Source organism: Priestia endophytica DSM 13796, assembly GCF_900115845.1.
Lineage (GTDB): Bacteria > Bacillota > Bacilli > Bacillales > Bacillaceae_H > Bacillus_I > Bacillus_I endophytica.
Window position 1 is genome coordinate 89584 of record NZ_FOXX01000003.1, and the last position, 15012, is coordinate 104595.

At 36.5% G+C, this 15012-nt stretch carries 18 protein-coding genes and 2 pseudogenes; 11 read left to right on the plus strand and 9 right to left on the minus strand.

Features of this window, described 5'->3' with window-relative positions:
* Window positions 1-74: 74 nt before the first annotated feature.
* Entirely contained in the window at window positions 75-194 is a 120-nt protein-coding gene (locus tag BM012_RS27215) for an IS3 family transposase (RefSeq protein WP_113754736.1), read from the minus strand.
* Window positions 195-694: 500 nt separating this feature from the next.
* On the opposite strand from BM012_RS27215, the gene BM012_RS07250 reads away from it, so the two are divergent.
* Genes BM012_RS07250 through cotJC form a run of 3 tightly spaced genes read left to right on the plus strand, consistent with a single transcriptional unit; the run spans window position 695 to window position 1787 of the window.
* On the plus strand, window positions 695-940 hold the full coding sequence (locus BM012_RS07250; protein ID WP_061805903.1) for a spore coat associated protein CotJA: 246 nt from the start codon (window positions 695-697) through the stop codon (window positions 938-940).
* Window positions 937-1197 carry a spore coat protein CotJB gene (locus tag BM012_RS07255; RefSeq protein ID WP_061805904.1) on the plus strand — a complete coding sequence of 87 codons (261 nt, stop codon included), beginning with the start codon at window positions 937-939 and terminating at the stop codon, window positions 1195-1197. Before BM012_RS07250 ends, BM012_RS07255 begins: the two co-directional genes overlap by 4 nt.
* 20 nt (window positions 1198-1217) lie before the next feature.
* On the plus strand, window positions 1218-1787 hold the full coding sequence (gene cotJC, locus BM012_RS07260) for a spore coat protein CotJC (RefSeq protein WP_061805905.1): 570 nt from the start codon (window positions 1218-1220) through the stop codon (window positions 1785-1787).
* A gap of 261 nt (window positions 1788-2048) precedes the next feature.
* Here the strand turns inward: cotJC and BM012_RS07265 are convergent, their stop codons facing one another.
* From BM012_RS07265 to BM012_RS26745, 5 genes and pseudogenes are all read right to left on the minus strand, one after another.
* Window positions 2049-3593 (minus strand): multicopper oxidase family protein, encoded by a 1545-nt coding sequence (locus BM012_RS07265; RefSeq protein ID WP_061805906.1) that lies wholly within the window; start codon window positions 3591-3593, stop codon window positions 2049-2051.
* A gap of 280 nt (window positions 3594-3873) precedes the next feature.
* Window positions 3874-4287 carry a phage terminase large subunit gene (locus BM012_RS07270; RefSeq protein WP_407719651.1) on the minus strand — a complete coding sequence of 138 codons (414 nt, stop codon included), beginning with the start codon at window positions 4285-4287 and terminating at the stop codon, window positions 3874-3876.
* 112 nt (window positions 4288-4399) lie between these two features.
* Window positions 4400-4849, minus strand: a complete 450-nt coding sequence (locus BM012_RS07275) for a terminase small subunit (protein ID WP_061805908.1) — start codon at window positions 4847-4849, stop codon at window positions 4400-4402.
* Window positions 4850-6079: 1230 nt separating this feature from the next.
* Window positions 6080-6553, minus strand: coding sequence for a hypothetical protein (locus BM012_RS07285; RefSeq protein ID WP_061805909.1), 474 nt, complete (start codon window positions 6551-6553; stop codon window positions 6080-6082).
* A gap of 72 nt (window positions 6554-6625) precedes the next feature.
* Window positions 6626-6763, minus strand: a pseudogene (locus tag BM012_RS26745) (epimerase); the annotation flags it as partial.
* Between the two features lie 45 nt (window positions 6764-6808).
* On the opposite strand from BM012_RS26745, the gene BM012_RS07290 reads away from it, so the two are divergent.
* The 5 genes and pseudogenes from BM012_RS07290 to BM012_RS27165 all read left to right on the plus strand — a co-directional run bounded on the left by BM012_RS07290 (window position 6809) and on the right by BM012_RS27165 (window position 10064).
* The gene (locus BM012_RS07290) at window positions 6809-7360 is read left to right on the plus strand and encodes a site-specific integrase (RefSeq protein ID WP_082802646.1); all 552 of its coding nucleotides are present in this window, start codon (window positions 6809-6811) and stop codon (window positions 7358-7360) included.
* Window positions 7361-7623: 263 nt separating this feature from the next.
* Window positions 7624-8838 (plus strand): MFS transporter, encoded by a 1215-nt coding sequence (locus tag BM012_RS07295; protein WP_061805911.1) that lies wholly within the window; start codon window positions 7624-7626, stop codon window positions 8836-8838.
* A gap of 63 nt (window positions 8839-8901) precedes the next feature.
* A pseudogene (locus BM012_RS07300) lies at window positions 8902-9648 on the plus strand (alpha/beta hydrolase).
* 95 nt (window positions 9649-9743) lie between these two features.
* A complete protein-coding gene (locus tag BM012_RS27035) occupies window positions 9744-9872 on the plus strand; it encodes a hypothetical protein (protein WP_268801495.1) in 129 nt (42 codons plus the stop codon).
* Window positions 9873-10064, plus strand: a complete 192-nt coding sequence (locus tag BM012_RS27165; RefSeq protein ID WP_328586485.1) for an iron-sulfur cluster biosynthesis family protein — start codon at window positions 9873-9875, stop codon at window positions 10062-10064.
* Between the two features lie 83 nt (window positions 10065-10147).
* Here the strand turns inward: BM012_RS27165 and BM012_RS26340 are convergent, their stop codons facing one another.
* Complete coding sequence (locus BM012_RS26340) at window positions 10148-10306, minus strand: hypothetical protein (RefSeq protein ID WP_161939332.1); 159 nt, start codon at window positions 10304-10306, stop codon at window positions 10148-10150.
* 208 nt (window positions 10307-10514) lie between these two features.
* Here BM012_RS26340 and BM012_RS07310 point away from each other — a divergent pair, with 208 nt between their 5' ends.
* Complete coding sequence (locus BM012_RS07310) at window positions 10515-11093, plus strand: phosphatase PAP2 family protein (protein ID WP_061805912.1); 579 nt, start codon at window positions 10515-10517, stop codon at window positions 11091-11093.
* Between the two features lie 38 nt (window positions 11094-11131).
* Here the strand turns inward: BM012_RS07310 and BM012_RS07315 are convergent, their stop codons facing one another.
* Both BM012_RS07315 and BM012_RS07320 read right to left on the minus strand, forming a co-directional pair.
* Window positions 11132-11752 (minus strand): YcnI family copper-binding membrane protein, encoded by a 621-nt coding sequence (locus BM012_RS07315; protein WP_061805913.1) that lies wholly within the window; start codon window positions 11750-11752, stop codon window positions 11132-11134.
* Between the two features lie 22 nt (window positions 11753-11774).
* Window positions 11775-13343: a copper resistance CopC/CopD family protein gene (locus tag BM012_RS07320; RefSeq protein WP_061805914.1), complete on the minus strand. Its 1569-nt coding sequence runs from the start codon at window positions 13341-13343 to the stop codon at window positions 11775-11777.
* A gap of 158 nt (window positions 13344-13501) precedes the next feature.
* Here BM012_RS07320 and BM012_RS07325 point away from each other — a divergent pair, with 158 nt between their 5' ends.
* Together BM012_RS07325 and BM012_RS07330 are read left to right on the plus strand one after the other, a co-directional pair.
* Complete coding sequence (locus tag BM012_RS07325; RefSeq protein ID WP_061805915.1) at window positions 13502-14317, plus strand: sensor histidine kinase; 816 nt, start codon at window positions 13502-13504, stop codon at window positions 14315-14317.
* Window positions 14318-14320: 3 nt separating this feature from the next.
* Window positions 14321-14971 (plus strand): response regulator, encoded by a 651-nt coding sequence (locus BM012_RS07330; protein WP_061805916.1) that lies wholly within the window; start codon window positions 14321-14323, stop codon window positions 14969-14971.
* Window positions 14972-15012 lie beyond the last annotated feature (41 nt).

Sequence of the window (15012 nt, forward strand, 5' to 3'; positions counted from 1 at the left end):
GCTGGACCGACTGGACCTACGGGTGGTGCTGTGGCGTAGAGTTATCCCTGTCGATTAGACAGTCATAAAAAAGACTAAGCGACCAGTGTGTTTCGATATTGTATCGAGGCACACTGGTTTAACTTTTTCCGGAATTGTTCGTGATTATAAAACCAAATATAATCCTGAATAGCTTGAGAAGTTTTCCTTTCTATCTTAAAACAAAAAAATAGATATTTTCTGTTTTAAGATGTGAAAAGAAAGATGCAATGCGTCAATTTCATTTTTATAATACATTATATACCACGATTCCTTTTTACAGTTATTTGTGTCTGTGTCTCTTTCTAATCGTTGATATTTACCACTTCTCATTAGAAAGAACTCTTGATTTTCACATGGTCATTTGTGGTCAAATGAAATATATTATTTATGCAAGTGTTTCTAAACTCCTAAGCGCAAAATACTTTAGTAACAATGCCGTATAACACCCTAAATAAAATAAAAAAGCCCAGATCCCTTGTCATAAAAGAGATCTGGGCTTTCTAGCTTTCTTGAAATCCATTATGTGAACTAAGAGTAAATATGGTATGCATTCTAAAAGCAAAAAACTTCCGGTAGGTTAGTCAGGAATTTTTTCTGTTTTTAACATTAGTATATTTAAATATGCATATCATTAATCATAATGTTTTTTAGAGAAAGGGGTTCAGGGTTCAGAATGCACAATAAAAAATCAACATTTACAACTTTAAAAACGTATAAACCTTTCCATAGTATGTATGATCCTTGCAGACCGATTGGTACTAAGTATTATTCTACGCCTCCTCAACTATATATGGGGTTTCAACCACCAAATATGCAACAATTTTCTCCTAGAGAAGCATTAAAAAAAGGAACATTATGGCCTGCATTTTGGGATTACTATGAGAATCCGTATAAAGTAAAAAAGAGGGATGAAGAATGAAACAATTACCTCCAGAGTACTATCAAGAATTAGAAGAAATTCAAGCTATTGATTTTGTACTTGTAGAATTAACCCTTTATCTAGATACACATCCAAACGATCAGCAAGCAATGCTGCAGTTTAATGAATATGCAAAATATGCTAAGAAACTTAAAAGAAGTTTTGAAACAAAGTTTGGTCCTCTTCAGCAATATGGAAATAGCTATACAGATGCAAAATGGAGTTGGGGAACAATGCCTTGGCCATGGCAAATATAGTTTAGTAAAGGAGAAATCTTATGTGGGTTTATGAGAAGAAATTGCAATATCCAGTAAAAGTAAGTACCTGTAATCCGACGCTAGCAAAATACCTTATGGAACAATATGGTGGAGCTGATGGGGAATTAGCTGCTGCATTACGTTACTTAAATCAGCGTTATACAATCCCAGATAAAGTTGTGGGATTATTAAATGATATAGGTACAGAAGAATTTGCTCATCTCGAAATGATTGCAACAATGATTTATAAACTAACAAAAGATGCTACACCAGAACAATTAAGGGAGGCTGGATTGGCAGAGCATTATGTAAATCATGATAGTGCTCTTTTCTATAGTAATGCTGCAGGAGTCCCTTTCACAGCAACATATATCCAAGCAAAAGGAGACCCAATTGCAGATCTTTATGAGGACATAGCAGCAGAAGAAAAAGCAAGAGCTACATATCAATGGTTAATTGATATATCAGATGATCCAGATTTAAACGATAGCTTGAGGTTCTTAAGGGAAAGGGAAATTATTCATTCTCAACGTTTTCGTGAAGCCGTAGAAATATTAAAAGAGGAAAGGGATAAAAAGAAAATCTTTTAATACTATCTATTAAGGCATTATTGTAGGTTTTTAAAAATAACAAAGAGAAGGTCGTTAGTAATGATGCGACTCTCTTTGTTATTTTGTTTTTGATAATAACAATCATGTAACTAAGATAGTATACGATATCCAAAGTTAGTTTATAGTGAGATATTCCCTATAAGAGAAGTTGTTTTCAATAAGGGGGCACACAGCCTTCATTTTCACACGCGGCTTATCTAGTTATCTCACCAACGAAAATCAGTCACTCATCTGATCTCCTTATTTATCATCATTCAAATCCTTAGGATCTATAACCATAAATGGACGCATCATGTCATAGTCTTCATGTTCTAAAATATGACAATGCCAAACATAATTTCCCGTGTAGGGACCAAACCGGGCGATGACACGTGTGATTTGCGCAGAAGGAACTGCTATAGTGTCTTTCCATCCTCTTTCGTTGTCTTTCGGTCGTATGGCTGGGCCGGTATATACAATTTGGCCATCCTGATTATAAAGGTCAAGATCAAATGGACGGCGATCTAAAACCTGAAATTGAATCAAATGAATGTGAATTGGATGTGTAAATCCAGTGATGTTGATTAATGACCAAGTTTCCGTTGAACCTAAACACGGTTTTTCCGTCACAGGTGCCGACCACGCTTTATTATTTAATAGCAGCAAAGGCCTCCCGTATTTATCGGTCGACCCTGTAAGTTTCAGGTTTCGAATTGTCTTTACTTCATTTTGTTCAAGAGAAGGAATGTGGGATAGGTATTTCGGAATGACAGCTTTATCCTCTCGTTGTAGAGGTAGGATCACTTTAAATTGCATGACTTCATCCGTGCTATCATCTGGGTTTGCATTAGGACCAAGATTATTTTTTAAAGTTATGGTCTCTCCTTCATATTTAGAGAAATCGAGAATAAAGTCTATGCGTTCTGCTGGCTCAATTGCAAAATTTTTCAAGTGTACGGTCTTTTGTAACAGGCCTCCGTCTGAACCAATTTGATGAAAAGATTGCCCAGAATCAAGATACAATTGATAAGCCCGTGTATTCGAGGCATTCAGTAGTCGAAATCGATATTTGCGTGGTTCCACTTCTAAATATGGCCATACCTTTCCATTGACAAGAATGGTATCTCCTAGGAAAGCCGGAATAATTGAGGGATTCGGTATATTTTCAGAAGCATTGTTGGGTTGATCCGGATAAAAAAGGGAACCGTCCTCGTTGAATGATCGGTCCATAATCATAAGTGGGATTTCGTAGTCTCCTTTTGGTATATTTAACGAGTTTTCCTTTTCATCGCGAAGGATATACATACCAGCGAGCCCAGCATAGACGTTGAGTCTTGTAATGCCCATAGCGTGATCGTGGTACCAGAGTGTTGAACCCCGTTGATGATTGGGGTATTCGTATATTTTTCTTTCAAAAGAAGGACCTACCTCTTTAAATCCTCTGGTAAACCATGCCTCTGGATAGCCATCACTAGATGGTCGAGTCTCACTTCCATGTAAATGGACAACAGTCCGTACTTCTGGTTGATGGGTAACATGGTGTATCGATCGGTCAACTGGAAGGAAATGCGTATTGGGAAGATTGTTAGTCCATTTGACCTGAGTACACTCCCCTTGATTGACATCAATGATGGGGCCCGGAAACTGACGATTATAGCCCCATAGACGTGTCGGTTGTAAATCTCTGTGCAGTTTTTGATAAAATTCTTCCATTTGAATTTCGTAATAAGATTCCTTTTTGCTTTTCCGCTCTGGTTTTGCAGTGTTCATGAGTGGTAGCTGATCCACAAACTTCATGAGATTCATGGATTTCATCTCCTGTGTGATTAGGTTAGAAATTTAATATATTAGATGATAAATTCCTATTATTGATTGGGCCTTTTAATTGGTTTTTGAATTCTTTTATCTTCTTAAAAGGCTTAGTGGTAGTGAACCGTTCTGGTTTTCCTAATCTTTGTAGTCCCTACATCAGTTGTTAATCTCAGATGGACGAGAGATTTTGGACTATTGTTAGCATTGATAAAAGATGAATTCAATTAACTTGTCTCTAACACATATATTAAATGTGAGTTAAAGTAGAAAAAGCTTAGGTTATAGTATTGCTTTCGTTTTGGTGGATTGTAAGAGTAATAGAAGGCATAAAAAAGACCATCGGGCAATTCGGCACGTAAAACCGAGTTCTCAATGTTCGATACTTATCTTCTGTTCTAAATTCCGCTAACTCTTCTATCCTGAGAAAAGCCACGGGATACTTGCTAACTTTAATCGATTTAATTTTAGCTGGGTCATCCACTCCTCTACAGATAATATTGTTTCCTCTTGGTAAATAGGTTAGTTTGAGCGGTGACTTGTTGACATGCCAATAGGTCTCCACACCTAAGATGTCGATGGCTTCTTTTAACTGTTCAAATACTGATTCCTCTAAGGTTCGAGCAACTTTACGAACACATAAGGTACTGACCGGATATTTCATCAGGTCTCGAATAAGTTTAAGAGCAATGTGGGTAGACTTGGCAGAACCACGTCCACCTTTTAATACAAGTTTGAGGTATTTTCGGCTGTTGGAAGCTTTCCAGAAGGATTAGAAATGAGGCGTGATGATGTCGCTAATCTTAATCATGTTCAAAGTCATCACCCACATTATCAACGATAGTAACTCCCATATTCCCTTCGATTTCTTTCTTCTCCGTCCACATGGAATATCGTTTACCAAGTAATTCAGCGGCTTTTACACGATATTTGAGGGAAGGATTTTTGTCTTCTAGTTCTTGCATTCCTTCTCCTACTCCAATAGGAACTTGTTCAGTGAGTTCACCACGCATAACCTGAGTGAGGAAAGAGAGGATTTGGTCTTGTTTAGCAACCCTTTGAGCACTTTTTTGATCCATTCTTTCTTCAATATAAGCTCTAACCTTAGGATTTCTAAGTAATTTACTCCCTTCTACAGCGGCTTCCTTATCACTTTTCACACTGTAGCCAGAATTCTTGTATGAAGTTGTAGCATTTGCAGTTTCTATATATAAATCAGCAAATGCTTGTTGTTTTGGTGTCAGTTTAGTCATTACATCATTACCGCCTCCAAATAAAAAGCACCCCCGAAAGGACGCCTTTATCAAACTATTTAATATTAAAATAAGTAACAAGATTCATATTCACAGCATGAGTGCATTTGTTCTTTTCGTATCTATACCAGCCTTTGCAATTTGAGATTTCCTCCTATAATTCCTCGGCTGTTTTATCTTCGATATATACTTGTCTTATATTCCTCTCTTCAAAAACAAACGTAACTGAAAGCTTCACTTTCTCACCTCCCCTTCATTTATTATACCGGACAAAGAGGAACATTTACGTAATTATTACAATTATTGAACATATATCCTGATATAACTTTTAAACAAGGAGGTGAAATATGAACGATTTGGAACAACTTCAATTATTCCTCAATCAAACACAACTTCGATACAGACGCTGCGTAAAACGCTTTGATTATTCTTCACCTATAACTGATAAGGCTGTCCAACAACTTATAATCCTTCTCAAAGTTATGCACGAAAGCTTGGACAATTGAAAAAAACACCCTCGAAAGGGTGCTGATTATATTCAAATATACGAATATTCCACAATTGAAAATCATATAAATCAATTAAAGGGAGGCCCTAACTCCCTTTAATCTCCCTCCTAGAAAGGAGGAGTTTAATGAAGCACAAAGAAATTCCACTCTGCATTGTAAGTGTCATAGTAAGTGTTCTCGATTTCATCTTACATGTTGTAGAATACCTGCAATAATTATTATTTGAAGGTTGCTTTGACACTGGCATGTTAAAGTAACCTTTTCTTTTATACAATATCCTATGTTGAAAAAATTCAACACATGCATAATAATTAGCAAAAATAAAATACATAAGAGACGTTTACTATCTCATCACGCTAATTGCTTTATAATTAATTTAAATTCCTCAATACTTCGAGAGGACAGACTGAGATTGCGAAACTTGAATTAGAAAAAGAACCTCTAATTAGTTCCCCGAAGGTTGGATCGCCAGGATTATGAGATATAATCCTGTTTTTAGACTAGCGCGCTTGAGACCCCAGATCCCCCCTCGTAATAGCTTTGTATCCTTCACAGCCCTATAAAACATCTTCGAGTACGTCTTGATAAGGGAAAGGCGCTTCTCCCATAAGATCAATCGCTTATAAGAAAATGTTACCTCTATTCCCAAAATAAAAAGGTACCCGTTTTGTCCGATATTTGTCCGGTTTTTGTTCACCTTTATTAAGCAATGATAATCCTGTCAATTCCATTTTTTTCGTATAAACTTTAGATGCCAGGGTAAGAAAAAAGCATAAGCAACCAAAAAAATAGGTATTGACCACCATATCTGCCATGCTCCTTTCATTACTCCCACTTTACTTGTTAGCCATTCAAGTATAAAGGATATAATGACAAAGAACGTAACCAAAGTCCACTTCTTTTCCCTTTTATATAAATTTAAATAAATGATGGATAAACATGAGGGGATGACACCGTAAAGTATAATCTCAGATAATCCTGTTTTTTTAGGATGATTTATATCAAATATGTCAAATGGAACAGCTATCGTTGTGTCAATCATCCAAACAATATAACCAATTATCCCGAAAGTTATATAAATTTCCTTCCAATTTATTCTTACTTTCGGCATAAACAACACGATTAAAAATAAAACTGAACCAAGAATTGCAGGGTACCACCATCCCTGGCCTAAATCGAAATCAGGCTGCTTCATACACTCCTCCGTTCATGTTTTTAGTTTAGTGTTTCCCTTAGATAAATATTTATTCTCATTATTATTTAGAATTTAGACGTTCTCCTTCTGTTTTATTTCATTTTTCACCAAAAAGTTTAATGTTTCTTTTAAACCATCTTTATAAGGTGTAGCTATAATTTCACCTATTCTATTTTCATATTTTTCTCCACTTAGAATAAATCCTCCCTCGCATTTCTTGATTTTGTTAAGAAGAGGAATTCTTTTTATTATGGAATATTTGCAACTGCTGCTTTAACCGGTATGCGTAAAGGAGAAGTGTTGAGACTACGTGAAAAAGACATTGATTTTCAATATAAAAAAATTAGTGTAATCAAGAATGTTGCAAACATAAAGGGGCATGTATATCTCAGTGATGTGAAGACCGATTCGTCGAGACGACGAATCTCTATAGATGATCAGTTATTATCCATTTTAAGTCATCAGATGAAATATAATAAAAAAATGCAATTGCAATATGGGTCTGCCTATAAAAATGAGGAAGGTATTATCTTCGCACACCCCAATGGTTCTCTATATGCTCCATCAGGTTTAAATTACTATTTCAACTTGTATATCAAAGAAATAGGATTACCTAAAATCACTCTTCATGGTTTGCGTCATACCCATGCTACTCTTCTATTAAAAATGGGAGCGAATACTAAGATCGTATCTGAACGATTGGGTCACTCTACAATTCATATGACGTTAGACACTTATTCTCACGTACTAGATGATATGCAAGAAGAAGTCGTCCAAATCTTCTCCAAAAACCTAAAAATTCTATAACCCGAAACAAACGTGGTCAAAATGTGGTCAATTTCTACTGTAAATGCCGAGAAACATTGATAACTAATATGCATCAATCTCATTTTTATAATACATTATACATCATAGAAATTCAGTGCTAACATAGAAGAAGAAGCAAACTCGAGTATGTGTTCAGTCAGCATTTATATTACACTTTTTTACAAAAGGGCCCTTTATTACTGAAAGGATTGTTAGAACAATGATAAATATCGTCCACACTAAAAGGTTGGTGCGAGTATAAAATGGGCTTTATTCAAAAAGGAACAGCAGTTTATCGAAAAACAAATTTTTCTTTTTTTGCGGCAGGCTTTAATACATTCGCGATTCTATACTGTATGCAGCCTCTTCTCCCACATTTCACAGAAGAATATCATATTACACCAGCACAGGCGAGCCTAGCACTCTCCCTTTCAACAATCTCACTTGCTATTGGTATGTTGATATTTGGATCACTTTCAGAAGCATGGGGACGGAAACCTGTCATGGTGATTTCCATGATTGCTGCTTCTGTTATCTGTATTCTGACCCCGTTTAGTCCGAATTTTCACTGGCTGTTAATTTTGCGGACAATTGAAGGCATTTCTTTAGCTGGTCTCCCTTCAATTGCTATGGCTTACCTTGGTGAAGAAATTGAGCCGAAAAGCTTAGGTTCTGCAATGGGGCTTTATATATGCGGGAACGCGGTTGGAGCTACGTTTGGCCGCGTTATTGTTGGCTTGTTAACCGAATTTATGAGCTGGCAGTGGGCCGTTTTGATTGTTGGAATTATTAGCTTTATTGCAAGTGTGATTTTTTGGAGAAACCTTCCAAACTCCAAGAACTTCACAAGCAGGCCTCTGAAACTTTCAACGTTGACAGGCTCGCTTTTTCATCACTTGAAAGACCCTGGCCTTCTTTGCTTATTCGGATTAGGTTTTCTGTTGCTGGGAAGCAATGTTGCCCTTTTTAACTACATTGGCTATGTATTAGTGGCACCGCCTTTTTCTCTTAGTCAATCAACGGTGAGCTGGATATTTCTTCTTCTTATTATAGGAATGTTTAGCTCTGCTATATCAGGGCGGATGATCGGAAAATATGGTCGTCGTCAAACCTTAATTTTTGGGTTATTTCTTCTATGCTTTGGTGCCTTTCTAACAATCAATGGACACTTGGTTGTTAAGCTTGTTGGCTTAGGATTTTCTGTATATGGCTTTTTCAGCTGCCATTCGATTGCGAGCAGCTGGGTTGGAAAGCGTGCTGCAATCAATAAAGCACAGGCCTCCTCTCTTTATCTATTCCTCTACTATACGGGATCTAGCGTTGGAGGAACGGTAGGCGGTGTACTATGGCCTTACTTTGGTTGGGAAGGCGTTGTGGGTCTTGTACTTTGCTTCGTTCTTGGTGCCTTTCTGCTTACGTATTTTCTTATTAAAGCAGAGCAAAAAGCTGTCCCTAAATCACATGAGGCTCATATTTAACGAGAAAAGGCAGACTTATAAAAGTCTGCCTTTTGTAAATATATTATTGGGGAAGTGAAAAACATGAAGCTAATTCCACCAAAACCTTTTTTCTTTAGCAGCGGACCTCGTGCTGTCCTACTTTTACATGGGTTCAAAGGCCGTACTGGCCACGTCAAAAAATTAGGACGCTTTCTACAAGCTAAAGAGTATACATCATCTGCTCCGCTTTATAAAGGGCATGGAAAACCACCGGAAGAATTACTGAATACTTCACCAAAAGACTGGTGGGAAGACGTATTAGCAGGATATCAAACGCTAAGAAGTGAAGGATATCATGAAATCGCTGTTGTAGGGTTATCGATTGGTGCTTTATTTTCTTTGAGCTTAAGTACAAAACTTCACGTAAAAGGTGTTGTATCAATGTGTGCACCTTTAGATATTATCAGTCAGGATGTGCTACTTCAAAGTGTTGTTGACTATGCCAAGAAATATAAAAAGTTGGAAGGAAAAAGGGACGATTGCATTAGACTAGAGATGGATACTTTTAAGACACAAGCTGAAGATACAATAGAGTCGGTCCTCTCCTTTATAAACTACACAAAAGAAGAACTTTCATACGTAAACGCTCCAACTTTGATTGTGTAAGGACGTCTTGACCAACAGATTAACGCTAATAGTGCAAACTTGCTTTATGATAGCATTTCTTCTGTACATAAAGATTTGAAGTGGTATGAGCATTCTGGTCATGTTATCACATTAGACCGTCAAAAAGAAGAACTTCATGACGATGTTTATCAGTTTTTAGAAACCCTTTCATGGACAAAATAAAGAAACGCATTTTGCTGCTTTAGCGAAAATTAGATTGGGTATATAAATGAATAGACCCTTTCTTTCACAATACAGTAAGAGGAGAAGAATAAAATATGAATTTAATTGTTAAACCGTCAGCATTAAAAGAATTAAACGAAGTGTCTTTTAACAAGACGGAAGGAGTTCGTATAGAAGCTGTTTTTGTAGGAAGTTGTTCTCTTTATGTAGATCATCACCTGTAGATTGATGAAAAACAAACAGAAGATACAAAGATTGAAGTGGAAGGTATTCCTTTTCTTATTTCTACTGATTCATTAAAGTACCTACCCCAAAAGTTATATGTAGACTATAATCCTACTTTAGGATATAAACTTTCTTCTGACGAGGAAACATTTAAATATAATCTTCGTCTAACAAGAAGAGAAAACAAGTAGAAAAATAAGAGAATAAAGTTATCTCCCCAACTATATCTAAGTTGGGGTTTTTATTGCCTTCCTTACTGTAAATAATGCTAAACTCACCTGTTCGTACGGGCTATAAAAACATCACCAGAAAGGGAGCGTAACTCCTGCTCCTTTTCTGATGTACCGTTCGATTTCACTCTTCGTTTCTCAAAGGTTTCAAGCTTTTTTGTAATTTTAAATAAAACGAAACGCTTAGCTTTTTTATTTTCCATCTATAACTGCCCTTATAGGAATGATTCCCTCTTACAGGTTATATAACTTAAATAAGAGAAACATTTTACTTTTTCTAAAAGAAACTGCAACCATTTTTCCTTTCTAACGTCCTTGTAATTGTTGTTTCTCTTGTTTTATATAAATACAAAAAATGGCTTACTTGGATGCTAAACAAGAGAATGTAATAGAGATTAAAGGGGTTTTTGGATGAGTATTGGAGATTTAGATTATTCGTGGTTTGAGTGGGTGAACAGCAAAGCAGATCACAATGTGTTTTTAGATCATATAATGATTTTCTTTGCGGACTATTTGCAATATGCTTTTGCGCTATTGCTTGTCGTTTTATTTCTTATCAACCGCAATTACTCACGCGTTATCGCGATGCAAGCCGGGTTTGCACTTGTACTCGGGTTTGCTGTCAACCGTGTAATTCGCTTTTTCTTTTTTCGAGACAGGCCTTTTGTATCACATGAGGTGCATCAATTAGTTGAACATAGCACAAGCTCCTCATTTCCAAGCGACCATGCTACAGCTGCCTTTGCTATTGCTTTCACCATTATTTTATGCGGCTCTCGTACTCGCTACATATGGGGAATACTTGCGATTGGAATTGCCCTTTCACGAGTGTGGGTAGGCGTACACTATCCACTTGATATTATGGCAGGAGCATTAAACGGAATCATTATGGCTTCTTTCACCCACTATATTGTCTTTAAGCTAAAACCATTGAATCCTATTTTTGAAAGCACATTTTTTTCCGGGAGAAATACAACGCGAAACTTCTAAAAAAAGAGACGCCCTTTAGAGGCGTCTCTTTTTCACATTTATTTTTTTACAAATGAGCGCATAAGAGCAACAGCTCCTAGAATAACAGCGATTATAGAAAGGATCAGAGGAACATTAGAAGTTGAGTTGTCCTCAGTTTCTTCGTTATCTGTTGTTTCTTCTGTTGCAACACCATGTGCGTCTGTTGTTGTATTACCCTTTACAACTTTTGTAACGGATGCTGGTAACTCTGCATCTGCTGGTCCTTCCCAAGCGACAACAGATCCGTCTTTATATGTTTGATACGCTTTCCAAGCAATTTTCTCCGCTGAATCGCCAACTTTACCTTGCATGCTAAACTCTCCAAACTCTGTTGCTGAAAGTCCTTCACCAGTTGCTGTCCATGTTACACTTTTAATTAATCCTGAAGAATCTTTTTCAAGCTCATACGTCCAGCCATCCTTTGGCTCAAAGCGGGAAATTTCCACATCTTTTGGAATATCAATTTTCACTTTTGTTGTTGGAATGTCTTTTTCAGTTGGAACACGGACCGTGAATTTTTCGTATGATCCTTGTGTTACTTCCTGTGGATAAACAACAACGTGTGCGCTTGCAGCTCCTGCAAAAGAAATAGTTGATAGTAAAAGAGCAGCTAAAATCGTCGTTACTTTTTTCTTCATCATATTATCCTTCTTTCCTATTCTAATGATCAAAAACTTGAATGTTTTTTTGAATAATAAATTCATCTAACTCTGTTGTGACTACTCTAACCGATAAATCCCACTCTCCGGCATATGGAAGTACAGCTTTACTCGTTTTGTAAGACGATGAGTCTTCTTTTTCAAGCGGGATTTCAATAGATTCTTCTTTCCCTTTTCCTTTTGGCGTTAACGTAGCTGTTACCATTTGAATGGAAGAACCGTCTTTAGGTTGTGACGGACTAACAACCATTGCAAAGTTTCCTTGCTGCAACGTACTTGTTTTGGTTACGATGTACATTCCTTGTTGCTCTTCTTTCCATAACAATGGTTTATTTTGCGGAATTGGGTTCAAATGGGTAATAATCCCGACAATAAGCACAATTAGGGCCATTAGAGTTACATCTACAGTAAGAAGCTTTTTCAAATTAGTTTGTTCATTTTTCTTTAATGCATTCCGGACTAATGCTCCAATGATAAGCACAATGCACACAAGCCCTACTTTTACAAGAAGTAAAATCCCCCACGTCGTATGAAAAATCACGCTAATGTTTGGTACAATCATCAGCGTATATAAAATACCGGTTATGATTAGTAAAAGTAAGCTAAAGAGTGCTATCTTTGAAAATTTCGGCATAAATAACAGAACATCTTCTCTATGCTTCTTAAAGAAAAGAAGAAGATATACAATACCTCCAGCCCATAATGCGGCTGTAATGAGATGAATAAAATCAAGCATGACCGTGTAGTACGGTATGTTTGTTGCAACAGCATGACCGTTTAATGTACTGACTAAAAGAACAAGCCCTGCCCATACAAAATCAAATCCTTTGTGCTTTGAAACAAGAAAGTAGCCGATAAGTGCTAAAAAGAGTGAAATAATCCAAGAAAGTCCTGTGGCAGAGCTAAAGATAAACGTGCCTATTTGAGAAGCGGAGGAACCATTTAATACATTCATCGCTTGCACTACAATGCTTAACACTAAAAAGACCATGTAGTTTAAATAAATTCCTTTGTGCTTTTGACCGTAAATCTCCTCATTTTCTTTAGTTTGAAACGGAATGAACCATTTCCACAACACCCATCCTACCGATAACAAAAGAAAAAGGTAATAACAAACTTGCACAATTGATAACAAGACGTTATAAATCGCATCGCTCCCCTGTTGGAATCCATCATTGCGGTCCGGTACAGGACCTGCTATTTTTTCACCAACTGAGAATATGTACGTTCCTTTTACAGGATGTCCGTCAGCTGAAATAATGGAATAGCTTAACGTGTAGATCCCTTTTGGCTGATCTGGAACGTCTAGCGAAATTGTTTTGTGATCCTCACTAATGACAGCCTTTTTCTTTGTAATAACCTCTCCTTTGTCATCTCGAACTTTAAGATCAAACACTTCTCCATCTAGTCGTTCATTAAATGTAAGCGAAACTTCATCTGGCATTTCTTTTAGCTCACTTTGCTCCTCTGGCGTTGCCTTTAAAAGAACAGCGTGTGCAGATGTTTTTAAAGGATGAAATACAAGCAGAAGCAAAAAGCATAAAAGCAGCGGTACTTTTTTGTTCATCATATTTATTGCTCCTTACCTCTTTAATACTCCTTGTTCATTATAAGAGAAAGTAAAAATTAAAATAATAACTCAAAAGAGTGATTTTGATTAAAAAATAGAGCAAACGTTACAACAAATGATAAAATATAGACACATTTGAAAAGAAACAAGGTGAGAATTTGAGTTATAAAGGAATTAAATGGCTAATTTTAATATTGCCAACGGTTGCAATCGGTCTCTGGGAATATAGTCGTCACGCTTTCTTGCTTCCCTATATTTCGATGGAGACAGGAAATATTCTTTCCCCCCTGTTTGTTTTTATGATTACAATCATCTTTTTGCGCAAGCTGTTTACGATTTTAGAACGTATGCATGAAGAGTTAAAAACTGAGAAAGCGAAAAAAGCGGCTTTGCTTGAACGAGAAAATTTAGCACGCGAGCTTCATGACGGAATTGCTCAGTCGTTTTTTCTCTTATCTGTAAAAGTAAATAAATTTGGGCGTCATCATGGCCTTCAAGAAAATGAAGATTTCCAAAAAATTAAACAAACGCTTCAGCACGTTCACGACGATACAAGGCAAGCGATTACGAATTTAAAATATGCTCCAACCCACACTCCTTTTAGCTGGAAAGAGCGTATTCATCAATACAAAGAAGAGCTTGAAAATCAGCATTTTATGCGCGTTCATCTTCAGTGGAAAATCAAAGAAGATACCCTTTCTTCTAAAGAAAAAGTTGAGCTTTTTGCGTGTATTAAAGAAGCGGTCACAAACGTAATGAAGCATGCCAAAACAAATGAAATTTGGATACTTGCTAAAGAAACAGAAAATGGTTGGTTTTGTTATGTAAAAGATAAAGGAACAGGCTTTACTCTCCCTATCCACGAAGGATATGGACTTCAAATTATGAAAAATCGAGCTCGTGATATGAATTGGGGATTTTCAGTGCGACGGGAAAATGATGAAACAATTGTTGAACTAAAAAAGGAGGCGTAATAAATGGCGGAACAAGCTTTTAGAATTTTAATTGTTGATGACCATGCTCATGCAAGAGAAGGCATTCGAGATATACTTGAAGAATATGAAGACTTTTTAATTGTTGGCGAAGGTCGAAATGGGAAAGAAGCGCTTGAATTAACAGAAAAGCTAATGCCAGACATTATTTTAATGGATATTCAAATGCCTGTTATGGACGGCCTTGAAGCAACAAAAAGAATCAAGCTCCAATTTCCATATGTAAAAATTGTGATTATCACCGTTTCTGATGATATTACAGACTTGTTTAATGCCTTGAAACAAGGAGCTCAAGGTTATTTGTTAAAAAACATTCAATCTGATTCTTGGTATGAATATTTGAAAGCTTTTGCGCTAGATGAAGTGCCAATGTCAAAAGAAATTGCCTTTCAAATCTTAAAAGAATTTCCTCAAAATAAAAAGGAAGAGACAAAAGAAATTCCTTTGTCTAATCGAGAACTTGAAGTATTGCATCTTGTCGCAAAAGGCCTTTCAAACCGGGATATTTCGGAATCTCTTTTTATTTCAGAGCATACAGTAAAAAGTCACTTAAAAAACATTTTAAGCAAACTTCACCTTGAAAATAGAGTACAGCTTACAAGCTATGCATTTCAACAAGGCCTGATGGATTCCTAAGCTTCCTTGAATGTTTGTACTTATCAAAAAAACGGTCCAAC